This is a genomic window from Segatella copri (genome assembly GCF_015074785.1).
Lineage (GTDB): Bacteria > Bacteroidota > Bacteroidia > Bacteroidales > Bacteroidaceae > Prevotella.
The window spans coordinates 1,253,632-1,277,448 of record NZ_CP042464.1 but is presented as its reverse complement, the minus strand read 5'-3'; the positions used below and the strand labels follow the sequence as shown (position 1 = coordinate 1,277,448).

Genomic DNA, 23,817 nt, shown 5'->3' with positions numbered 1-23,817 from the left:
GTATGTTTTGTAAGTTTCTTTTCAAGTGACTGTTGTAAAGAAAACAGTTATTCAATGATGTGGTTGATGACCATTCCTGCGATAGCCATTCCGAAGGTTGCGGTGATGTGGCAGAGCGAACCGTTGATCTGTGCCTTAGTAGAGCACCATTCGTGTTCTACCAGTTGCTGGTCGCCCGGAGCATCATATACGGCAGTATCGGTACCCCTCTCTCCGCTAATGAGTTTGGCTTTCGGGCATAGGCATCCGCCCGTGCCGCAGGCTTTGTTCACCCCTTGGTTCTGCATCGGTTTTTCTTCACTGTATACGCATTGGAATTTTCGTCGTGGGAAGGTTTTGTTCTTCTTGAATTTCTTTCGCAGTGCTCTTGCCAGCGGGTCTCCATCCACCTTCCAGAATTCAGATTTTCTTACCTTGAAGGGGTCGGTGCGCAGGGCAGCTCCCATAGAAGATATAAAGGTGATTTCCTTAGGCAGGGCAGTGGCACGCAGAATGAGGTCAGCCTTATCCTTGAGCGAGTCGATGGCATCGATGATGAAGTCGTATTGCTCCATGTGGAATTCATCGGCAGTTTCTGCCTGATATATTTTCTGATAGGCTGTGATGTTGGCATCGGGGTTGATTTCGAGCAGTCGGTTGCGCAGCGCCTCTACCTTCACTTCGCCTAAGGTTCGGCTTGTAGCCATCAGCTGGCGGTTGCAGTTGGTTACGCATACCCTGTCGCTGTCTACGATTGTGATGTTTCTCACGCCGCTTCTCAGGAGTCCTTCAGCGCACCATGATCCTACTCCTCCGATACCGAAGATGAGCACTCTTGCCTTCTGAATTTTCTCAAGATTATCCTTTCCCAGGAGCAGTTCGGTGCGTCGCTGCATTCCCTGCTCCATTGTCGTTATTTTATTCTCCATTTTATTGTTTGTAAAGAATTCTAATGTATATATCTGATGCAAAGTTAGTGAATAAAATCCGATGTCGGCTGATATGAATAAATGTTTATAATTCTTTAACTCATTTAACTTCTAAACTTGCGAAACTTGAATTATTACTAAGTGGATAATGATAGTCACATGCTTTTTTTAGTGGTTGAAATTTAGTTTCAGTAAGCGTTTCTGGAAGAAGAAGGGCGGGGGAGTAACTAATAATGAACTGTTACGCCCCCATGCATGATGTTACTCCGAGGGTAGTGCCGAGCGCCGTCAAGATTGTGAGTACAATCTGAAAAATCTGTTTCCAAGTTTCTTTCTTCATAATTTTCTAGTTTTTTTAGTGATTAATAATGTTCTTGATTACAGGTGCAAAGGTACTACATTTTTCTTATACCACCAAAAATCACCTTGCAGAGTTATGTGAAATTCCATTAACATTTCCATCATATTGCGTTAAAGAAAACAACTCATCGTTTTGCGGGTCATAACTCATAGCTTTGTGATGAGATAGTCATAGTTTAGGGGCAATGAAAGTATGCATCTCGATACCGCTAAAAAATCGATTACAAATTACAATTTCAGTTATTACAGTTTTATTTTGACCAAATATCACGCTTTTAAAATGTAAGTATAGAAAAGTATATATAAATATATAATTATATATATTTATATATAAATATTTGTAGTAACAGATTGTTACTACCTTCAAACCCTTATACCCCCTCAGGAAAAAACTGTAATAACTGAAATTGTAATTACCGTAATACAAATAATCTTCAAAAATCCTTGGTTGTTTCAAAAACATTTCGTACCTTTGAGGGCAGCATTGCTAAAGCATCCTGATGAAGCTTTGATGGATGACATCGGGGAAATGTGGTCGTTAGAGTGCTCACCTAAGTATTATGTTGATTGTTGGATGAACATGATGCAAAAGTTTTTTGATGTGAATGATGCCTTGAAAGGTATCCTTATTAAAGACATTTTCGAAAAATATTAAATGGTAAATTACTCAAGTTTCGCAAGTTTTGCTCCACACGCCCTGAACCAACGGTCACCGGCCGAAGGGAAAGGTAAAGGGCAGAAGCATTAAAAACAGAAAGCCCCCGATGCTATACGCACCGGGGGCTTTTCCTGCATATATTTTATCTGAAAATCTGCCCAAATATTCAGAATAGCTTAAAATGAGCGATTTATGAGTGTTTTACCTCAATAGAGGTAATAATTTAGCACCGATTCTAATTTCTGCAATGTGCATATATTTGTTTGTCAAACAACTCTTTTGTTTGCAAAAATATAACAATTTATTGGATACACAATAAAATGTATGTTTTTTAACGATTGATATTGATAAGTGAAAATTCTGTGGATGATCATCTCGGTTAATAAATCCTGAGATATTCATCACACAGAATTTGGGTATTGCATTTTAGAGGTTGATTTGAAAAACAATACTTTTCTAAAAACGATTAATCTCATCCTCAGCAGAACCGCTTCCGTTGTATTTATCTTTGAAACTATTGAAGTTGTAACTAATGGAAGCTATGATGCAGCGATTGAAGTTATTCACTTTTCTGTTCTGCACCACAAAATTAACCCTCTTTACATCGTTCAACTTCGAGCTATCAAACAAGTCCTCTGCTTTTAATGTTATCGTCAATTTCTTTTTAAGTAACTGTTTCTGTACCATCATATTGAATGACGAATAACCGTTTTGCTCGTAGATGCCATGATGTCCCTTAATGTTCCAATAGAAATCACATCGAAAAAGCCAATCGTTCCTTAGTGCCACTACATTTTGGAAAGCGAAGAGACCGTATGGATGATTGTAATCTAATTGCTCTCCATTATATGATAGCGTGAAATAAGGTTTATAGACACCCACCGTCAAAGTAGGTCGCCAGCAACCAAAAACAGGTGAAACAACACATTGCGCTCCTAGTTGCTGGAAATCCTTGGCGTTGGTTGACATCCAAGTTACCGTTCCAGGTTTGCCGGATACAGCAACGACAGTCGGATGGATGTAATCCTTGATATACTGATAATCCAACTTGAAGTCGAATATGCTATAATTCACACTAAGTTCTGTATCATACACGTATTGCGGTTTCAGATAAATGTTGCCTTGCTCATAATGGTATTGATTGTTGTAGCTCACACTGTTGTTCAACTGACGAAACGAAGGACGGTTGACCCTGCTACTGAAATCAAGATTCATCCCAACTCTCCCAAACATAGTGGAAAGAGAAAGGGATGGAAGTAAGTCCGAATAATTGGTCTTGTTCTTTACTTCTCCTTGGTCTGTGTTGATGGCATGAATGTACTCATAGCGAAGCCCGATGCTTCCTTTCCATTTGGAGGCAGACAAACGAAAAGTGGCAAATCCTGCATACTTGGTTTCCTTATTCTTGAATTGGTCATCGGCTATCTTCCCTTCTTCGTTTACAGACATACCCCATGAACTGATTTTACTGAAATCCGTTCCGAAATCAAGCCTATTATTCTTATTCATGTTCCAAGCAAACACCCCTTTGAGTGCAGTCGCACGATTTCGCTGGTCGTTTTGCATATGCGTGATTTCTGAGACAGCATCTATTCTACTTGTCTCGCTCACTTGTTGCTTATGTTTCAGTTGAGCATAAACATAGTCGGCATCCAAGTTGAGCTGTAGGTTGTCTGTTAGTTTGCCGATATAATACAGATTGACATTGTGAAACCTTTCCTTTTCAGATTCTTCAGTCTTGTTGTCTGTAGATGTCAGCAGTTCATCATTCTTGTACGTCTGCATATAGTCGAAAGGAGAGTCGAGCATCTTGTAGTTGGAGATGCTTCCCAAATATCTTCCGCCGATAGTGTGATTCTTGTTTATGGCATAATTCATACCAACATTATAGTCATGAGAGCGAGAGCGGTCGGAATATTCAGAAACAGAAATCTCATGAAATGTATCTTGCCCGTAATTGAACTGGTTAACATCATATCTGATGTCACTTCTCGTATTGTCATGTTGATATGCGAGGAATACATCCAAAGCTCCCTTGTGGATGTTGAGGTTGACCTCCTCGTTGTTAGACAAATTCTTATGTTTGGAGATTTCCGCACCCACAATACCAGAAAGTCTATCCAAGGAATGGTGTACGGTAGTGATGTTTATGACACTCCTTGTTTCTGCATCGTATTCTGCTCCAGGGTTTGTTATGAGCTGTACAGACTTCACGTTGGTAGAAGAAAGGAGTGACAACCCTGAAGTATTAGTCTGCTTTCTTCCATCTATATAGATGACAGGCTCACCCTTACCAAACACCTCATACTTTCCATTTGTATAGAGCATCCCAGGAATATATTTGATAACATCTGTTGCCTTGCCAATATTTTTCAAATTGGAATTTTGAACGTCAAGCGTAAGTTTACCATTTTCTCTTGATATGTATTTGCGATGACCTTTAATCATAACTTTTTGCAGATTAATTGTTGCATCCTCCAAGGTTATGGCACCAACCTCACCGGTACGATATGCATTACAGTAAGTTTTGTAGCCCACACAACTTACTTTCACAATCGCCTTTTTCACCTCGCAAGGAATTACGAACTGACCATTCTCATTTGTCACACCACCCGTGATTAAACTGGAATCACGAACATTGAGCAAAGCGACATTGGCGAAATCGACTGGTTGATGGTGAGTGTTTACAATGCGTCCCATCATTCTGTTAGAAGTCTTTTGAATACATTCTACAATGATAATATTATCCACCTGTTTCATCTTGATAGGGTAAAAACCTATCAAGTTCATGATGGCATCTGGAACACTTTCATTTTTGATGTTCTTTGTCACCTTGAAATCCTCCAACTCGTCATACACAAAGTTGATGACATACTTATCCTGTTTGGCATTCAAATCCTTTAATGCCGCAGAAAATGACACATTATTATATTGTCGAGTGATACGTTGGGCAGAAACGCCCATACTTATCACCGAAAGCAAAATCAAACTTATCAGATATTTACTCATAGCCTATTCTCTGTTTTATAGTCCATATACTGTATATACAGTTGAGCCAAGCAAAAAACTAAGCAAAACAATAACTTTTTTCAAAATTTACAGAAAAAACATTCAACGACTCCTTGTCTTCCACAAAGCCATAGGATGAAAAGTCTCTCGTTGATAGGCTGTCTTGTTTGTTGTCAGCATTGGAATTCCAAATACTCTCTGGTTCATGTACAGTTTGCAATGGTACTTTAACAATAGAGTCAGAAGCCACTTTCTCATAGTCATTTGCAGAATGATCTGTTTGTTCCTTAAAACTTAAAAAGAAAAAATTTCTTCCCCAACCATTACCAAATATAACATCTAATGGTTCCCCTGTATCTTTCCATATTCTGACTCTTGCTGCAAATCCAAAATCAAATTTAACGGCAGTACTATCATATGTAAAAGTTACAGTATAGAACTTTCTTCCTATCTGTTTTCTTATTTGAGGGCGGCTGTCTCCTCCGTAATCCTTCTTTTTAAAAACTTGAATATCCGATACGTTAGCCTCTTTAAAAAATGGAACATACGCAGGACCAAAGGTCAAAGCCACGTTTCTTGCGCTATTTACAAGAGTACTATTGTCTAAGACCTCTGGTCGCTTGCATGAACTCAAGAATAGTGTACATAATACCGCTATTCCCCAAACTACAATCATTATAAATGGTATTTTTTTCATAATTCGTAATTTTTATATTCTTGAAATATTGCGTATCGATTACTCTCTATTGATCCTTTCCACCAATTCGTCTGGTGTAAGTATCTCCATCTTGGAGAAACCAAACCACTTTTTGCCCAAGTCCTTTATGGATGCACCTATGTGATATACATCATCGTCTATACAAAGGAAGCGGTCATGTGATAAACGGAATGTTTCAACATCAATCGGTGCATATCTTCTATACGCTTGTCGGATTCTTCGTTTAAGGTCGCAATTTGCGACCTTAAACATTCGTCCTTGGTCAATTGAAACATGAAATCTTCTGGAAATCGTTTAATATTACGTTTTACTTGCTCATTAAGACGCTTTGTTTCAACGCCATAAAGTGTGGCAAGGTCACGGTCAAGCATAACTTGTTGTCCTCTAATGATTTTTATTAGAGGCTCTATATTGTCAACACCAACCAACTGGTCACGATTTGTGACCAGTTCGCCATTAACTGTCTTTTCCGTTATATCTGCCATATTTCTATCTTTATTTTTAAGGTCACAATTTGTGACCTTAAACGTGTTGTTACTTATTATTGTATGCAAAGGTAGTGCTTTTAGCCTTTAAGTCACTATTGCACAACCCCTTTCTTTGAAAAGAACGTAAAATCAATAGTATTATTGCGGTGATTGCACTTTTATTAATCGCTTCACTCGTTGTACAAATGAAAAAAGGAGTAAGAACATTATAGCCTTACTCCTTAATACGTATTTTATAAAATGTGAATACACATTTACAACGATTTGCAAAACAGATCTTTCATCTTATCCAAATCAGGCAAAGCCTTCTGTAATTCTTCAGGCATATCCTGTTTGGTTTTATATGTTGCTACTCCCATTGGGCTGTCGTAGTTCCTTACAACAATGTCAACAAAAGCCTTGTTCATTTCTTTGCATAAAACAATACCAATAGAAGGATTTTCGTGTGGCTTTTTTACAGTAAGGTCTAACGCTTGTAGATATGTACATAGTTGTCCCAAATATGAAGGTTTGAACTTACCGTATTTTAGTTCCACGGCTACCATTGCTGCAAGTTCTCGACTAAAGAACAAAAGGTCTATGAACATTTCTTCTCCTTCAAGTACGACACGATACTGGTTACCCATAAAGATAAAATCCTTTCCGAATTGAAGAATGAAATCGCGCATGTTTCTTACAATTTCTTGCTCAACTACACGTTCGTCAATGTCCTCAATCTCCAGTCCCAAATTTTCAGTATTGATGAAATCAAGCAAATATTCATCCTTAAACATTGATATTGTTTTCATTGATTGCTTAATGTCTGGTATCGCTTTCGGAAAATTGTTAGGCATATTGCCTTGATGGTGATATAGGTCATCTGATAAGTATTTCCGTAATACGTACTTGTTCCAATGATACAGGTTCACTTGATGTATATAGTAGATGCGCTCATCTAAAGTGGTAGTTTTATGCAAAATTTCCATATGATGAGTGAAACTAATGCCCACAAAATCCTCTATATGCAAGTCTGCTGACTCTATAGGTCTGTTAATACAAAGGAGTGTCTTTTCTCCTATTTCAACACCATCTTCTATCTTATTTTCAAACTGTTGTAATTGGTTCGCCAATGGCGAACCAATTGAAAGGCATTGCCATTCCTCATAGAAGATACGCATTTTCTTCAAGTTGCCTGAAGAAAAGCCTCTTAATCCTGGCAATTCACGCTGCAATCTCTCACTAATAGTATCAAGAGCTTTTGCGCCCCAATGTGCTTGCTGTAAATTGATAGACACATAACGCCCTATACCATAATATAAAGACAACTGTATGGCATTACTTGACTGGCTCGCCTGTGCTTGAGCTCGCAAAATTGCCCCTTTTATGGTTTGGACAGCTTTATCTACTGTTATATTGTTTTCTTCCATTATACTCTGTTTTGATATTATTTACAAAGGTAGTGCTTTTAGCCTTTAAGCCACTATTGCACAACCCTTTTTTTGAAAAGAACGTAAAATTAATAGTTTTATTGCTGTGATTGTAGTTTTATTAAAACTCACCCTGGAAGGGATATGCATAGTGTGTTGTATGCATTCCCTTCCAGGGTGATTTTTTTATGGTTCATCCAGAAATTCGATGATTTCTGCTACTTGTTGCCGGGTGTAGAAGTGGGAAAACTTGCCGGCGTAACCCGAACAGAGGCTCTGCTTGAGCTCGGGACACCGGTTGATCCATCTCACCAGTCGGTTGAGCGCTACCCTGAGGGTAGCGGTGGGAAAGTAGAGCATGGCGAGCTCCGCCTTCCCGTAACTTCTGTTTTCTATCATAATTTGTTCGTTTTTGTCTGTATTTGTCAGTTGCTTCTTTCTTTTGCCTGGTAGAATAAAATCTCTCCGATTCATAAGAAAATCCCTCCGAAAGATACGGAAATATCTCCGAAAGATAAAAAAATATCTCCGAAGCAGAAATTCCTAAAATGGGAGATCCTCGGGCGGCGTATCGGCATCAGCCAATAGGTTTCCTTCCTGAAGTCAGTCAGCTTCTTGGAGTTTCCCTTGAGCTGCACGCTGGGTGTGTGATGCAGGGCAGCCGGTGCTTGATGTCCTCTGCCGTTCTCTTGTCCACTTCATCGCAGTAATACCAGTATCTGGTTTTATCGTTTTTTCATGTTGCGAAGGTATACAAAATGTTTTACTTAGGCGGCGAGTCCTATAGGACTCGCTTTTTACAAAGAATAACCTAGGTTAAACTTTTTAACATGTTGGTTTTGCGCCCATTTTTGTTGGGGGATTTTGAAGAAGAAGTAGGGAAGAAGCGAAACATCGGAAAAGTGACGAGGTGAAGGGTGAAGGGTATATTTTAAATCTTATATTATATTCTTTTTTTTAGGATTTTTGGAAAAACCAGATAATCAGAAAAATGAAAAAACGGATTTTTTTCCTTGCCGCGCGTATATATAAAAAAGAGTTTTCAAACCTTCACCCTTCACCTTTTTATTTAACATTTTGTGTGTCAAATAGTTACGGGTGAAGGGTGGTGAAGGGTGTTTTTCGCTTTTTATAAACATATTTTAAGAATTCAGCCCGTTTTTACATATTTTAAGCGTTTATTTTTGGTTCCGAAATGGGTGCCTTTTTTTAGAGGTCCACTTTTTCCTCTTTTCTTACTGCTGAAATCTTTGAAAAATCGAGTGGGGGTAGGGAATCACGTCTTATGTTGTGTTAAACAATTATCAGATAAAAGAAGTTAACGATACCGAAAAAGGACTGGTTTTTAAACAAATATTAATGCAGAAAACTTGAAGTTTCGCATATTAGATTCTGGTTTCGCAAGTTCAGAAGTTAAAGAATTTTAAGGAGTTAAGAGACAATAGTCTTCTAGCTTAAACTTAGGACATTTGTCCCTTAACTTCCTTCTAACTTCCCTTAACTTCCCCACATGCGAAGCTCAGAAAAAAAAGAGGGTGAGTCATCTGGTTATGACACACCCTCTTTTTGTCTTTTATTTCTTTTTCTTCTTCTTCTTTTTGATGCCGAAGAAATCGCGGAGGCCGTTGAAGTCTTTCTTCATGATGAGGCCGAGACCCTGCGTGTTCAGACTGTTGCGCGTAAAATAGCGGTCGTTGGTCTGATTGTACATGCGTATGGCGAGGTTGCCGTTAGGGAAGATGAGGTAGCGGAGGTCGAAATCGCCGATGAAACTCTGCGTGGCATTCGGATTGTCGCGATAACCGAACTGGCCATTGAAGAGTAACCGGTTGTTGAGCAGCTTGCCACTCAGAATGCCCTCATATTCGGCATTGTTGAAACCTTCATCGCCCGTAGATATGTTGGCACCGAAATTCCAGTTGTTGCTCTTCACCACGTTGGAAAGTACGGTGTTCAGCTGCTGCGAGATGGTGCCGCTCAGCAGGCTCTGCATCGCCAGCGAAGTCTGACTCTGCTGTTCACCATCCTCGCTCACCTGGTTGTTGTTGGTCTGGGCGTAGAACCGGCCGATGCCCAAGAGATAGAGCACTTGCTGGTTCATCTCTTCCTGCGAATTGATGATAGAGTAGATCATCTGCTTCGCATCGCTGTTAACCGTAGGCAGGTCCATCGAGAAATCTACCTTAGGCGATTGAGGCGTGCCGGTGATGTCCATCAGGCAGTCTACGCGGATGTTGTTGCCCGAGAACGAACGGCCTATGCGCAGGTCGCTCAGCGGCACTCCGTTTACGGTATATTTAGCCCGCAGGTTGAGTGGGGCATTGTATGGGTTGCCACCGAAGGCGATGGTGCCACCCGGCATAAACTCGAACTCCTTCTTGATGAGATTCTGGATGGTGAGCTTGTAGGTGCCGTGGTCTACCACATAGTTGCCAAACATGTCGAACGAGCCCTTGTTGAAGTAGTTGGCGCGAATTACGCCATCTCCGTTCAGGGTGATGTAATCGCCCGACTGCTCGTCCATGATCAGCTTGAGCGTGAGGTTCTGGTTGGTGTTTACGAGGAAGTTGATGCGCATATCCGATTCGAAATCGATGTCATCCTCTCTCTGTTTCGTGGTTGGAGCCCCGTTCAGGCTGTCCATGATATCCGGCACAATCTCGTGCCAGTGGATAAAGCTCTTGTCGCTGATGGCGTCCGGACTTGCCACATTATATACAAAGATGCTGCCCGGTTCGGGTTCGGCGTTGATATCGATGACGGTTTCGCCGCTCTTGCCGTGGATGCCCACATCGCCCGTGGCATAGATGGTGCCATAGAAGGTGTTGTCGCCAAACTCGCGGGTATCGAAGCCCAGGAAGTTGTGCGCCTTGATATCGAGGTCGTAGCTCAGCCTGGTGAGGTGCTTGTGGTGGATGCCTCCGCTCAGGATGGCTATGTTGCGGTTGCGGTCGAAGATGGTATCATTCTCTATGAGGATATCATCTGGGATAGCGTGGGCATGGAGCGCATCGAAGGTATAATCGGTGTTGAGCTGCTTGAGGTGCACCTTGCCGTGAGCGGTAAGGTCGCCCACAAGATTGATGTTCTTCAAATCGCCCACCACATTGAGATGGCCATCGCCCCAGGCTTCTACCTGGTTCATGAAACTGCCGCAGAAATTCTCGAGGAATTTCATGCTGGTGCCCTGGGCATCGATACCCAGGTCGATATAGTTACGCTTAGGCGAGACGTATCCGTTGATGAGCGTCTGATGCTCCGGACCATCGTCGGCAACTGCATGAATATCAATCTGTTCAAGCTCCTTGTTGAAGTTGACACCAGCATGGAGCACGCCGAGCGGTCCGTTTTCGAAGGTAAACTCCTTCACGTCCAGCTGGGCGTAGGCATCAGGGTCGTTGAAGAGGCTCTTGATGATAGCCTTGCCCGAAGCCTTGCCGGTGAAATCTACCGAATGGAAATTGATGAGGTTCAGCACGTATGCCACATCCACATCCTTCAGGTCGGCTACGATAGAATCGGTCTTCTCGGGTGTAGCAAGACCGGAAACGATGACGTGCTGCTGGTCGTGGCTCACGGCGAAATGGTCTACCAGCAGGCGGTTCTTGCTGTAGATGATGTCGGCAGGATGAACCTCCCACGGCGTGCCGTCGATTCTGATTTCAGACGGGTGTATGGTTACGTGGGCGGTAGAAACCTGATCTTCGTTCTTGAAGAACTGCGCCCTCGTATCGATGATGCCCTGGATAGGGAGCTTAGCCGAATGGTTGTTGTAGAAGAGCTTGGCGAAGAGCTGGTTGTCGGCAGCGGCTGCCTTTACGTGGATGCCCGGTCCGTTATCTCCCCATTTGCCCTGCCTGATCTGCGCATCTATCTTGAGCGAATCGTTGATGGTATGCAGTCGCACTTTGGCTCCATGATAGTCTTTGCCGCCATAGCTGAAGTCAGGCACGCTGGTATAGATGTTGACGGTTTTCTCGGCATCGTTCATGAATCCATCGGCAAAGACGGGCTGCTCTATCTGCAGCGGAATGCCCAGCATGCGCTGCAGAATCTCGGTAGAGGTGATTTCTGCCTGGAAGGTGAAATGGTTCTTCGCACTCCTGTCTACCTTGCCGATGCCCGGAAGGGTAGACAGTTTGCTGGCTACCAGGTTGGTGAAGCTCTTGGTGAGGGTAGCGTAATCGTACTCTCCGTTAACATGGATGCTGGCGAACGGGGCTTCGAGGTCGAAATAGCTGTCCTTGCCCTGGTTCTTGGCGCTTACGGTGATGTCATCGAGACTGTAGGTCTTGTCGGCTACCTTCAGTCCCAGAATGGTTGGCAGCAGATGCTGAACATGGGCTGTTGCGGCATACTGCTTGCGCGGGATGGAGTAGGAGCCTTCTACCTGGATGTTGGCGTTAGGGTCGGCGATGGATGCGAGTCCCTCTACCAGTCCCTGCTTATAGCTTCCGTCTATCTGAATGTTGCGGTAGCTGTACTTGTTGAAATCGAAGCGCGGAATGCTGCCCTTGGCATAGAAATGCTGCTTGTTGCCGTGAGCCGAAAGCGATGCTGCCAGGATGCCGAACTGCCCGTTGTCGAGGATTCTGCCCAGGTTGATGCCCTGGGTGTTGATGCTAGCCTTGAGCTCGGAGCCAGCCTTTTCGGCCTTGATGGCTACTTCGCCCACGCCGGTCTTCAGCTGGCCGCGGGTGCCTACGTTCTTGCCTGCACCATATACTTCACCTATATAATATATGTCGCCCAGGCGCAGCACTTCTTTCGGAATGCTGATGCGTTTGCCCAGATTTCTGGAAACCTCTCCGATGCCATCGCCTGATATCCTGAGGGCTGAGATGTTTGCCTTCCAGCGCAGAAGGCGGTCCCAATCGCTCACACGGCCGTTTGCCCGGAGCAGCAGACTGCCGCTCTGAGTCTTGAATTCGAGGTTATGGATGCGGGCAGATGTACTGGTGCCCGAAAACTGGAGATGAAGCTGCAGGGCATCCTTGAACTTGCGGAGCTCAGGCACGAAGCAGGCAATATCGGCAAGCGTGATGACGGATGGCTTGATGCCGCCCTGAAACTGGAGTGTAGGCTTTACGATATGCTTGTTCTCGATGCGGTAGGTAGCGCGCAGGTCATCAAACTGCAATTGCGAATGAGGGAGCTCGATGCTGAAGTCTCTGAGCAGGGCTTGCTGCTGGTCGGCATCGAGTTTGAATCTCAGATTTCTGAGTTGAAGTCCTGATTTATCTTTCAGCGCTATCTTCTTGACAGCCAAATGGATATCCTTGTCGGTGAGATGGCCCAGAATAATGTGGGCAGAGAGGTCGGTGATGCCTAGATGCTGCGGCGAAAAGACGCCCGGCTTAGGCGCAATATCGCGCTGGTTGTAGGCAACGGCACCATGGCGGATAATCAGACTTCCGATGTGCAGGTCGAGCGGAGTATGGCGGGTGGTATCTTTCGAAGCCAGCGAATCGAGCACGAACTGGATGTTCATTGGGCTCTTGGCATCCTGCTTGTAGATGTTGGCGTTGAGACCGAAGAGCTGGGCAGATGAAACCGAAATCTTGCCATCCTTCAAAGGCAGGAAATCGAGCTTTGCCGATACGCGCGAAGCACAGATCATGCTGTCGCCCTTCTGGTCGAGCATCATCACGTCATCTATGATAATGCGGTTGAAGAAGCCCAGGTTCACCTTTCCGATACTTACCTGAGTGCCGAATTTCTGAGCCAGTGCACCGGCTACTTCAGAGCCGATGAAGGCCTGTACTGGTGGCACGTGCAACAGTACGACAAGCAAGAAATAGACAGCAGCCAGCGTCCATATAATGCTATTGATGATATGTTTTAAATGTTTCAGAGTTGCTTTCTCTAGTTTACAAAAATGTTACTAATTTGAATTTTGCGACAAAATTACTGAAAAATCGGCATAAAATCGAATAATTCACACAATTTTTCTTTTTTATATCACTTTTTTTCACTATTTTTGCAGCACGTTTAGAAGTTTCAGCATAGAAGTAGATAAAATATATGTTTTATGGCAGATGGCCGGTATAGCGTCTTGATGAGGGCGCTGAAGCATATATCTTGAAGTGATTAGTAAGTTTATATATAATATTTTTTAATGTAGTTATGGCAAATGTAATTAAGTTACGTAAAGGCTTGGACATTAACCTTACGGGTAAGGCTTCCAAGGATGTAACGCTCCAGGTGGCTCAGGCTGGCGAGTATGCGCTGGTTCCTGCGGCTTTCGTGGGTGTGACTCCTAAGGTAGTGGTACGCGAGGGCGATCATGTCAATGCCGGAGATGCCTTGTTTGTGAACAAGGCTTGCCCGGAGGTGAAGTTTGCCTCGCCAGTGAGCGGAGAAGTAACCGCCATTGAGAGAGGTGAGCGCCGAAAGGTGCTCTGCGTGAAGGTGAAGGCCGACGCAGTACAGACCTCTACGGATTTTGGTAAGAAAAACGTTGATGCGTTAGACGGTGAGGCTGTCAAGCAGGCGCTGCTTGAGGCTGGTCTCTTCGGATACATCAACCAGTTGCCTTATGCTGTGTCCACAACTCCCGACACCAAGCCTAAGGCAATTTTCGTTTCTGCCCTCTGCGACATGCCGCTCGCTGCCGACTTTGAGGTAGAACTCGAAGGCAACGAAGAGGCTTTCCAGACGGGTTTGACAGCCTTGAGCAAGATTGCGAAAACTTATCTTGGTGTTGGCGTTGACCAGCACAGCAATGCGCTCGGCGAGGCTAAGAACGTAGAACTCAATGTATTCGACGGTCCTTGTCCGGCAGGTAATGTAGGCGTACAGGTGAACAACATCGACCCGGTAAACAAGGGCGAGGTGGTTTGGACAGTAGATCCAGCATCGGTTATCTTCTTCGGAAGACTCTTCCTGACAGGTAAGGTTGATTTGCACAAGACTGTAGCTGTGGCTGGTAGTGAAATCAAGACTCCTGGCTATGCTGAAGTATTGGTAGGTACACCTTTAAGCAGTTTTGTAGCCAATCAGCTGAAAGCTGTTGACCATGTGCGACTTATCAATGGTAATCCTCTTACTGGTGTAAAGACAACTACAGCCGATTTCGTAGGTGGTCATACGTCAGAGATTACAGCCATCCCAGAGGGTGATGACAACGATGAAATGCTGGGTTGGATCCTTCCACGTACCGACCAGTTCTCTACATCGCGTTCATATCTTTCCTGGCTCTTCGGCAAGAAGAAGGAGTACAATCTCGATGCCCGCGTGAAGGGTGGCGAGCGTCACATGATCATGAGCGGCGAGTATGACAAGGTGCTCCCGATGGACATCTATGGTGAGTATCTCATCAAGGCAATCATCACCGGCGATATCGACAAGCAGGAGCAGCTCGGTATCTACGAGGTAAGTCCGGAAGATTTTGCTGTGGCTGAGTTCGTGGATTCATCTAAGCTCGAATTGCAGAAGATTGTACGCGAGGGCTTGAATACCCTGCGCAAGGAGAACGCTTAGTTTTAGTTTACAGTTGACAGTTTATAGTTGATAGCAATGCTGCTAAACCCCTATAAACTCTTAACTATTAATTATTATAATAATGAGTGCATTAAGAAATTATCTCAATAAGATAAAGCCTAACTTCCAGAAGGGAGGTAAGCTGCATGCCTTCGAGAGCGTGTTTGACGGTTTTGAGAGCTTCCTGTACGTGCCTAATACGACAGCGAAGAGCGGAGCCAGCATCCACGATTCAATCGACTCGAAGCGCATCATGAGCTTTGTGGTAATCGCCCTGATTCCTGCTTTGCTCTTCGGTATGTATAATGTGGGATACCAGAATTTCAAGGCTGCAGGTACACTAGATGCTGCCAGCTTCATCGAGGTCTTCGGCTTCGGATTCCTGGCTGTCCTCCCTAAGTTGCTGGTTAGCTACATCGTGGGTCTCGGCATCGAGTTTGCCTGGGCTCAGTGGAAGCACGAGGAAATCCAGGAGGGTTACCTCGTCAGCGGTATCATCATCCCATTGATCATTCCTATCTCTACACCGCTGTGGATGCTCGCTCTGGCGTGCGCCTTCGCAGTCATCTTCTGCAAGGAGATCTTCGGTGGTACCGGTATGAACATCTTTAATGTGGCTGTGGGTGCCCGTATGTTCCTCTTCTTCTCATATCCATTGGCTATGAGTGGTGATAAGGTCTGGGTGGCTAAGGATGCTATCTTCGGTCTGGGTAACACCCTGCCTGATGGCTTCACAGCTGCTACTCCTCTCGGTCAGCTGGCTCAGGGCAGCATACCTTCAGCTAGTCTCTGCGATTCTATCATCGGTTTCATTCCTGGCTGTATCGGTGAGACTTCAGTCATCGCCATCGCCATCGGTGCCATCATCCTTCTCTGGACAGGCATCGCATCTTGGAAGACAATGGGCTCAGTATTCGCAGGCGGTATCGTGATGGCGCTTATCTTCCAGGCTCTCGGCATGACACCTATCGCCTGGTATGAGCACATCGTGCTCGGTGGTTTCTGCTTCGGTGCCGTATTCATGGCTACCGACCCTGTAACCTCAGCCCGTACTGAGAAGGGTAAGTACTTCTACGGATTCTTCATCGGTGCCATCGCCGTTATCGTACGTGTGATGAACCCAGGTTATCCAGAGGGTATGATGCTCGCTATCTTCTTCGGCAACATGTTTGCTCCACTTATCGACTACTGTGTAGTTCAGAGCAACATCTCACGCCGTGCTAAACGTGCTATTAAATAATGTAGGAGGAATGTAGATATGAAGACAAATTCAAATAGCTATACTATTATCTATTCGGTTATCATCGTGGTAATCGTGGCATTCCTGCTCGCGTTCGTGTCTTCTTCGCTGAAGGCAACACAGGATGCCAACGTGGCTCTTGATACTCAGAAGCAGATTCTCAATTCCCTCAACCTGCGCGACCTTGACAACGCTACTGCGGCTGCCAAATATAAAGAGGTGGTGAAGGACGAGAAGGAGAAGGACGGCATGAAGTATTACGAGTGCGAGATTGATGGTCAGAAGAAGACCGTTTACTCTGTAAAGGGTATGGGTCTCTGGGGCGGCATTTCAGGCTTCATCGCCGTGGATGCCGACAACAACACCATCTATGGCGTATATTTCAACCACGAAGGCGAGACTGCCGGACTTGGTGCTGAAATCAAGGACAACCTGAAGTGGCAGCAGAAATTCCAGGGCAAGAAGATTCACAAGGATGGAGTAGAGGGCATCGCTCTGGGCGTTGAGAAAGACGCTCCTGCCAGCGACCCTAACAATGTGGATGCCGTTACCGGTGCTACATTGACATCCAACGGTGTGGATGCCATGCTCAAGGAAGGTCTTGCTAAATTCATTAAATAATTAAGCGAAATTATGGCATTATTTAGTAAACAAAATAAGGAGGCATTCATCAAGCCACTGAACGGCGACAACCCTATCCTCGTCCAGGTGCTTGGTATCTGTAGTGCCCTGGCTGTTACTTCCCAGCTGAAGCCAGCCATTGTGATGGGACTTGCCGTTACTATCATCACGGCATTCTCTAACGTGATTATTTCCATCATCCGCAACACCATCCCTCAGCGCATCCGTATCATCGTCCAGCTGGTGGTAGTTGCTGCCCTGGTTACCATCGTGAGCCAGGTGCTGAAGGCTTTCGCCTACGACGTGAGCGTGCAGCTCTCCGTGTATGTGGGTCTTATCATCACCAACTGTATCCTGATGGGTCGCTTGGAGGCGTTCGCCATGATGAACAAGCCTTGGCCTTCATTCCTCGATGGTGTAGGTAATGGTTTGGGTTACGCCCTCATCCTCGTGATTGTGGGTGCTGTTCGTGAGTTCCTGGGCCGCGGCTCATTGCTCGGTTTCCAGCTGATTCCAGAGGGAGCTTACGACTTTGGATATGTTAACAACGGTATGATGACCATGCCAGCCATGGCATTGATTCTCGTTGGATGTGTAATCTGGGTACATCGTGCCTATATTTATAAGGAGGAGAAGTAAGATGGAGCACGCAATAAGTTTGTTTTTCCGTTCGATTTTCGTCGATAACATGATCTTCGCCTACTTCCTGGGTATGTGTTCATACTTGGCAGTATCCAAGAACGTGAAGACCTCTTTGGGCTTGGGCTTGGCAGTAACCTTCGTGTTGCTCATCACCGTGCCTGTAGATTACCTGTTGCAGACTAAGGTGCTCAGCGCCGACGGCATTCTGGGTGTTGACCTCACTTACCTGAGCTTCATCCTCTTCATCGCCGTCATCGCCGGTATCGTGCAGCTGGTAGAGATGATTGTAGAGAAGTTCTCACCATCGCTCTATGCAGCGCTGGGTATCTTCCTGCCATTGATTGCCGTAAACTGTGCCATCATGGGTGCATCGCTCTTCATGCAGCAGCGCATCCTGATGGATCCTGCCAATACTCAGGCTATCACCTCAGTATGGGATAGCATCGTTTATGCCGTAGGTTCCGGTCTGGGTTGGACTCTTGCCATCGTGCTGATGGGAGCCATCCGCGAGAAGATGCAGTATTGCGACGTGCCAAAGCCATTGCAGGGACTCGGCATCACATTTATTACAGTAGGCCTCATGGCAATGGCTATGCTTTGCTTCTCAGGCTTGAAAATCTAAAATAGGAGGACTATAGATATGGGTAATACATCATTTATATTGGCTAGTATCGGAGTTTTCCTCGTGGTGATTCTCCTGCTGGTTATCATCCTGCTCGTGGCGAAGAAGTATCTGAGCCCTAGCGGAAATGTAAATATCGAAATCAATGGCGACAAGACCATCAACGTGCCTCAGGGCAGCAGTTTGATGACTACGCTGAATGAGAACGGCATCTTCCTGCCTTCTGCCTGTGGCGGTAAGGCAAGCTGTGGCCAGTGTAAGGTTCAGGTGCTCGAGGGCGGCGGCGAGATTCTCGATTCTGAGAAGCCTCACTTCACCCGCAAGCAGATTAAGGACCACTGGCGTCTGGGATGCCAGTGCAAGGTGAAGGGCGACTTGAAGATTAAGGTGCCTGAGAGTGTGATGGGCGTGAAAGAGTGGGAGTGCGAGGTTATCTCCAACAAGAACGTTTCATCATTTATCAAGGAGTTCAAGGTGGCATTGCCTCCAGGCGAGCACATGGACTTCGTTCCGGGTTCTTACGCTCAAATCAAGATTCCTGCATACGACTGCATCGATTACGACAAGGACTTCGACAAGGATCTCATTGGCGAGGAGTACATCGGAGCATGGAAGAAGTTCAACATATTCTCTCTCAAGGCTCACAATCCAGAGCCTACCGTTCGTGCTTACTCTATGGCGAACTATCCTGACGAGGGTGACATCATCACCCTGACCGTACGTATCGCCACAACTCCATTCTTGCCACGTCCACAGGTAGGATTCCAGAACGTACCAACAGGTATCGCTTCTTCTTACATCTTCTCATTGAAGCCAGGCGACAAGGTAATGATGAGTGGTCCTTACGGAGACTTCCATCCTAACTTCACATCAGGCAAGGAGATGATCTGGATTGGTGGTGGTGCCGGTATGGCTCCATTGCGTGCGCAGATTATGCACATGACCAAGACATTGCATACTACCGACCGTGAGTTGCATTTCTTCTACGGAGCGCGTGCATTGGGTGAGGCATTCTTCCTTGAGGACTTCTGGGAGCTTGAGAAGGAATTCCCTAACTTCCACTTCCATCTTTCATTGGACCGCAAGGACCCAGTGGCAGATGCTCAGGGCGTGAAGTACTACGAGGGATTTGCTGTTAACTGCATCCGTGATACCTACTTGAAGGATCACGAGGCACCAGAGGATTGTGAGTACTATCTCTGCGGACCTCCAATGCTGATCAAGACAGTAACAGATTATCTGGATTCTCTCGGTGTAGATCCTGAGAGCATCATGTACGATAACTTCGGATAAAACGATAATTCAATCAAAAGAGCAATGCTTGTTCTCAAAAAATGAGAGGCAAGTGTTGCTCTTTTTTTTTATTTTTCTGAATATATACAATATAATAGAGATAATTACGTTTTTATCTTGAAAGTATAGATTTAATTATGAATAAGATAAAGGTAGGTGTATGTTTTGCCCTTTGCAGTCTGGCAGCCCCATCTATGGCACAGTATATGTGGCAAGAGGGGGATGGCACGGAGAAGATAGATCTTCGGGAAAATATACAATATGGTGTTGAGATGCAAGGGTCGTTTTCGAAAGGTAAAACCCCATTGTGGCTTAACGCAAACAAACATGGATTAAGTTCTTTAGAGAAGAATAACGGCTATCTCAGAGGTAGTCTGGTTCGTCCGCTTTCTGCAGATTCTGCTCGCCGCTGGGCTGTAGGATATGGAGTAGATGTGGCAGTTCCGGTAAACTATACCAGCCATGTAGTGGTGCAGCAGGTTTATGTGGAGGCCCGCTGGCTTTATGGTGTGCTGACTGCAGGTGCCAAGGAATATCCGATGGAGCTAAAAAACCTGTCGCTCTCCAGTGGTAGCCAGTGTCTGGGTATCAATGCCCGTCCGATACCTCAGGTTCGTCTGGCGCTTCCTGAATATTGGACGCTTCCGTTTGGTAGAGGCTGGCTGCAACTGAAAGGTCATCTGGCTTATGGTATGACTACGGATGATGGCTGGCAGCATGATTTTACGAAACGGCAGACTAAATATTGTGACCACATGCTCTATCACAGCAAGGCAGGTTTCCTGCGTATCGGAAACGAGAATGCTTTCTGTCCGCTCAGCATAGAAATGGGCTTGGAAATGGTTGCTCAGTTTGGTGGCAATGCGTATCATTTAATAAATGGCAATATGGTACAGATTCCTACCGAGAAAAATCTGAAAGGCTTCTGGCATGCGCTGTCGGCAACGGGCTCTGATGCAGGTGAAGGGGCTTATGCCAATGTTGCCGGCAACCAGTTGGGCAGTTGGCTGATGCGTATCAATTATGACACTGACAGTTGGAAAGCTGCCATCTATGCCGATCATTATTTTGAAGATCACAGCCAGATGTTTCTCCTCGACTATAATGGATATGGTGAGGGCGCAGACTGGAATAAGAAAGTAAAACGGCGTTTCTTCATGTATTCGCTGAAGGACATCATGCTGGGCTTCGAACTGAATCTGAAGTATTCGCGCTGGCTGAAAAATGTGGTGCTGGAGTATCTCTATACCAAATATCAGAGTGGTCCGTACAATCATGACCGTACATCGGGTATCGCAGACCATATAGCGGGTACTGATGATTATTATAACCACGGCATCTATCCTGGATGGCAGCATTGGGGGCAGGTGATAGGAAATCCACTCTACCGTTCGCCTATTTATAATAACGACGGATGTATTGATATAAGAAACAACCGTTTCATAGCCTATCATCTGGGTTTTGATGGTCAGCCTACACAGCGGTTGGGCTATCGTATATTAGGTACCTATCAGAAAGGTTGGGGTACATATAGCAACCCGTTTACAAAAAAGCATCATAATGCAAGTTTTCTGGTAGAGGGTCATTACGATTTTCCACATCAATGGCAGTTGAAGGCAGGCTATGCGATGGATTTCGGTAGCGAAAAGATGCTGGGGCATAATGCCGGTATGCAGATAACCATCAGCAAAAGAGGTTTGCTGACGAAAAGAAATAATAATCGATAAGATAGAAAATATGAAAAAGATAATAGGGGTGCTTTCCCTTGCTGTTATGATGCTCACTCTAAGCTCATGTGAGGTAGAAACAAGCCAGAATGGTGATTTGGATGGTTTCTGGCATCTGGAGCAGGTAGATACTTTGGCTACAGGGGGTACTTGTAACTTTGCAGATAAGCGCGTGTTCTGGGGCTGCCAGTATAAGCTGATTCAGGTTGCAGATTATGATCGCTTCGAGGCTGGTAGAGGATTTTATCTCCGTTTTGAGCAAACCTCCGACAGTTTGCTGATTACATCTGTTTATCGTAATAAATGGCATGAAGATTATGGAGGCGATGTACTTTTAACAGAAATGAATGATTCTTTGCGTAGCTGTGGCATCAATCATCTGAATGAGCATTTTGCCAAGGAGGTAATGACCGGAGGCAAGATGCAACTGAAGAGTAAAACCCTGAGATTGCGGTTCAGAAAATTCTGAAAAAAAGCCCCCGGTGCATGTAGCACCGGGGGCTTTTTTGTAGTATGCTCGGTTTCTTACTTTTTCCTTTCTGATTCCTTGATGAAACCATGTCGGTAAGCATAGAGAAGCTCCTTCAGGTCTTCTATCTGCTTACGGAGTTCGCAACCTATATCTGTGTCGGCTACCAGCATTCGGCGGTTCGACATTTCTACAATCTGTGTGGTACTCTTGATGTCGGTACCTCGCTTGATAGCATCTTCCATACTCGTAAATGGCTCGTGCTGGACCAGCTGAAATCCGCGGGAGTGATATACTAAGGTGTAGCCGGCAATGCCAGTCTCGTTGTGGTAGGCTTTAGAGAAACCTCCATCGATAACCATCAGCTTGCCGTTTGCCTTGATAGGGTTCTCGCCCTTGGTTGTGCGAACGGGCACGTGCCCATTGATGATATGGCGGTTAGGACCGGTTACCCCAAACTCATCCATAATATGGTCGATAACCTGTTCGTTATCGCGCAGCAGGAAGTAGTATCCCTTCTCTTCTTTATGAGTCTCCTTATCGGTAATGAAATAGCGCTCGAAGGTGGCCATCTTACTCTTGTCGAAGAGCGGACTGTCAGGACCGCACCATAGGTAGATGAAATAATCGATGGCATATTCCTTTTCATTCGGATCAGAATCTGATTGGAAAGCTGTGCGTATCTGCATACCCGTATGATGCATCAGGGCTCTGCCGCTGAATTTCTTGCCAGGATATATTTCTACCTCTTTTAATGAACCATCTTCGTTGAGCGGACAGGAAGCATGGAAAAGCAGGTTGTTGTTGAAGATAGCGTACATGCAACCATGCTGCAGCATAACCTTGATATGCTTGTGTAGCTTCTCGCAGACCATAAACGAATGATGCAGTTTCTGAATCAGAATTTCCTCTTCTTCAGATAGTTTGTCTGGATTGTCCGGATCGATGGTAGGGAAGTGGCATGAGGTCATGTCATACTCTTTTCCGTCAATCTCTACCTTGCCTTTCCTGTAATCGATATGGTCAAAAAGACAACGGTCTTTCATCTTCCATTCCGGATGCTTCTTGAAAAGCTGGCTCTCTAATTTAAACTGGATGACAGCTATAGCCTTGTGCATCTGAGAGGTGAGCCGCTGAGTCTTTTCATCCATTGCTGCTGCACCTCCGCTGAGCTTAGGCAGAAATTCTTTGCAATCATCCTCCTTGTAGGTTTCCATCGCAAAAGTAGCGAGTGGTACGAGGTTGATGCCATAGCCTTCTTCCAATGTCGAGAGGTTGGCGTATCGCAGGGAGAGACGGATCACATTACAGATGCAGGCATCATTGCCGGCAGCTGCTCCCATCCATAGTACATCGTGATTACCCCACTGGATGTCCCAACTGTGGTAGCGGCGCATCTTGTCCAAGATGATGTGGGCTCCTGGACCTCTATCGTAGATATCGCCCAGAATATGGAGCTGGTCGATAGCCAGGCGCTGGATGACGTTGGCTATAGCGATGATGAAATCATCGGCTCTGCCTGTGCTGATAATCGTATCAACAATAACATTGACATAGGCTGTCTTGTCATGATCTTCGGTGTGCTCGTGCAAAAGCTCCTGGATAATATACGAGAAATCGCATGGCAGCGATTTGCGCACCTTGCTTCGGGTATATTTGCTGGAAACATCACGGCATACAGCCACCAACTGGTGCAGGGTGATGTGATACCAGTCGTTGATGTCGGGTTCGTTCTGCTTGACGAGTTCCAGTTTCTGCTCAGGATAGTAAATAAGAGAGCAGAGTTCTCGCTTCTCCTGTTCGCGAAGGGTATTGCCAAAGAGTTCGTTCACCTTACGCTTGATATTTCCTGATGCATTTTTCAGTACATGCAGGAAGGCCTCATACTCACCATGGATGTCGGCAAGGAAATGCTCGGTACCCTTTGGCAGGTTGAGGATGGCTTGCAGGTTGATAATCTCGGTGCTCGCCTCTGCTATAGTAGGGAACGACTGAGAGAGCAACTGCAAATATCTCATGTCTTGTTCTATATTATAATGTTTCATGTTTTTTTCCATTTTCTTAGAGCCTTTTTACTATTTATCTTTTGCAAAGATAGTATAAATAATAGATAAAACAAAGGAAAAAAGTATATTTTTGAAAAATCTTTCTGTTTTTTCAGATTTTTGCAGTAC

General features: G+C 45.0%; 17 protein-coding genes. 8 read left to right on the top strand and 9 right to left on the bottom strand.

Annotation, left to right across the window (positions count from 1 at the left end; translation table 11 throughout):
- Window positions 1-47: 47 nt before the first annotated feature.
- The 8 genes from FO447_RS05690 to FO447_RS05655 all read right to left on the bottom strand — a co-directional run bounded on the left by FO447_RS05690 (window position 48) and on the right by FO447_RS05655 (window position 13,320).
- The gene (locus FO447_RS05690; RefSeq protein WP_118190016.1) at window positions 48-908 is read right to left on the bottom strand and encodes a tRNA threonylcarbamoyladenosine dehydratase; all 861 of its coding nucleotides are present in this window, start codon (window positions 906-908) and stop codon (window positions 48-50) included.
- A 241-nt stretch (window positions 909-1,149) separates the two neighbouring features.
- Entirely contained in the window at window positions 1,150-1,248 is a 99-nt protein-coding gene (locus FO447_RS05685; RefSeq protein ID WP_022121809.1) for a smalltalk protein, read from the bottom strand.
- A 1,134-nt stretch (window positions 1,249-2,382) separates the two neighbouring features.
- Window positions 2,383-4,935 carry an outer membrane beta-barrel protein gene (locus tag FO447_RS05680; protein ID WP_200758048.1) on the bottom strand — a complete coding sequence of 851 codons (2,553 nt, stop codon included), beginning with the start codon at window positions 4,933-4,935 and terminating at the stop codon, window positions 2,383-2,385.
- A 58-nt stretch (window positions 4,936-4,993) separates the two neighbouring features.
- Window positions 4,994-5,632, bottom strand: coding sequence for a hypothetical protein (locus FO447_RS05675; protein ID WP_200758047.1), 639 nt, complete (start codon window positions 5,630-5,632; stop codon window positions 4,994-4,996).
- A 158-nt stretch (window positions 5,633-5,790) separates the two neighbouring features.
- Window positions 5,791-6,138 carry an ORF6N domain-containing protein gene (locus FO447_RS16330; protein ID WP_234699073.1) on the bottom strand — a complete coding sequence of 116 codons (348 nt, stop codon included), beginning with the start codon at window positions 6,136-6,138 and terminating at the stop codon, window positions 5,791-5,793.
- A gap of 257 nt (window positions 6,139-6,395) precedes the next feature.
- Entirely contained in the window at window positions 6,396-7,547 is a 1,152-nt protein-coding gene (locus FO447_RS05665) for a PDDEXK nuclease domain-containing protein (RefSeq protein ID WP_200758046.1), read from the bottom strand.
- A 186-nt stretch (window positions 7,548-7,733) separates the two neighbouring features.
- On the bottom strand, window positions 7,734-7,946 hold the full coding sequence (locus FO447_RS05660; RefSeq protein ID WP_262893233.1) for a DUF4248 domain-containing protein: 213 nt from the start codon (window positions 7,944-7,946) through the stop codon (window positions 7,734-7,736).
- 1,174 nt (window positions 7,947-9,120) lie between these two features.
- Window positions 9,121-13,320, bottom strand: coding sequence for a translocation/assembly module TamB domain-containing protein (locus FO447_RS05655; RefSeq protein WP_200758045.1), 4,200 nt, complete (start codon window positions 13,318-13,320; stop codon window positions 9,121-9,123).
- Between the two features lie 353 nt (window positions 13,321-13,673).
- Between FO447_RS05655 and FO447_RS05650 the strand changes: the two genes are divergently transcribed.
- The 8 genes from FO447_RS05650 to FO447_RS05615 all read left to right on the top strand — a co-directional run bounded on the left by FO447_RS05650 (window position 13,674) and on the right by FO447_RS05615 (window position 21,643).
- Window positions 13,674-15,029 (top strand): Na(+)-translocating NADH-quinone reductase subunit A, encoded by a 1,356-nt coding sequence (locus tag FO447_RS05650; RefSeq protein ID WP_200758044.1) that lies wholly within the window; start codon window positions 13,674-13,676, stop codon window positions 15,027-15,029.
- Between the two features lie 82 nt (window positions 15,030-15,111).
- Window positions 15,112-16,269, top strand: coding sequence for an NADH:ubiquinone reductase (Na(+)-transporting) subunit B (locus FO447_RS05645; protein ID WP_117693604.1), 1,158 nt, complete (start codon window positions 15,112-15,114; stop codon window positions 16,267-16,269).
- 18 nt (window positions 16,270-16,287) lie between these two features.
- On the top strand, window positions 16,288-16,890 hold the full coding sequence (locus FO447_RS05640; protein ID WP_118311115.1) for an FMN-binding protein: 603 nt from the start codon (window positions 16,288-16,290) through the stop codon (window positions 16,888-16,890).
- Window positions 16,891-16,902: 12 nt separating this feature from the next.
- Window positions 16,903-17,529 carry an NADH:ubiquinone reductase (Na(+)-transporting) subunit D gene (locus FO447_RS05635; protein WP_117586729.1) on the top strand — a complete coding sequence of 209 codons (627 nt, stop codon included), beginning with the start codon at window positions 16,903-16,905 and terminating at the stop codon, window positions 17,527-17,529.
- 1 nt (window position 17,530) lies between these two features.
- Entirely contained in the window at window positions 17,531-18,154 is a 624-nt protein-coding gene (gene nqrE, locus FO447_RS05630; RefSeq protein WP_117664010.1) for an NADH:ubiquinone reductase (Na(+)-transporting) subunit E, read from the top strand.
- A gap of 18 nt (window positions 18,155-18,172) precedes the next feature.
- Complete coding sequence (gene nqrF / locus FO447_RS05625; protein WP_089542481.1) at window positions 18,173-19,447, top strand: NADH:ubiquinone reductase (Na(+)-transporting) subunit F; 1,275 nt, start codon at window positions 18,173-18,175, stop codon at window positions 19,445-19,447.
- Between the two features lie 137 nt (window positions 19,448-19,584).
- Window positions 19,585-21,174 (top strand): capsule assembly Wzi family protein, encoded by a 1,590-nt coding sequence (locus FO447_RS05620; RefSeq protein ID WP_200758043.1) that lies wholly within the window; start codon window positions 19,585-19,587, stop codon window positions 21,172-21,174.
- Window positions 21,175-21,184: 10 nt separating this feature from the next.
- The gene (locus FO447_RS05615) at window positions 21,185-21,643 is read left to right on the top strand and encodes a lipocalin-like domain-containing protein (protein WP_117693612.1); all 459 of its coding nucleotides are present in this window, start codon (window positions 21,185-21,187) and stop codon (window positions 21,641-21,643) included.
- Window positions 21,644-21,699: 56 nt separating this feature from the next.
- On the opposite strand, the gene FO447_RS05610 is transcribed toward FO447_RS05615, so the two are convergent.
- On the bottom strand, window positions 21,700-23,688 hold the full coding sequence (locus FO447_RS05610) for a fructose-1,6-bisphosphatase (RefSeq protein WP_118064499.1): 1,989 nt from the start codon (window positions 23,686-23,688) through the stop codon (window positions 21,700-21,702).
- Window positions 23,689-23,817 lie beyond the last annotated feature (129 nt).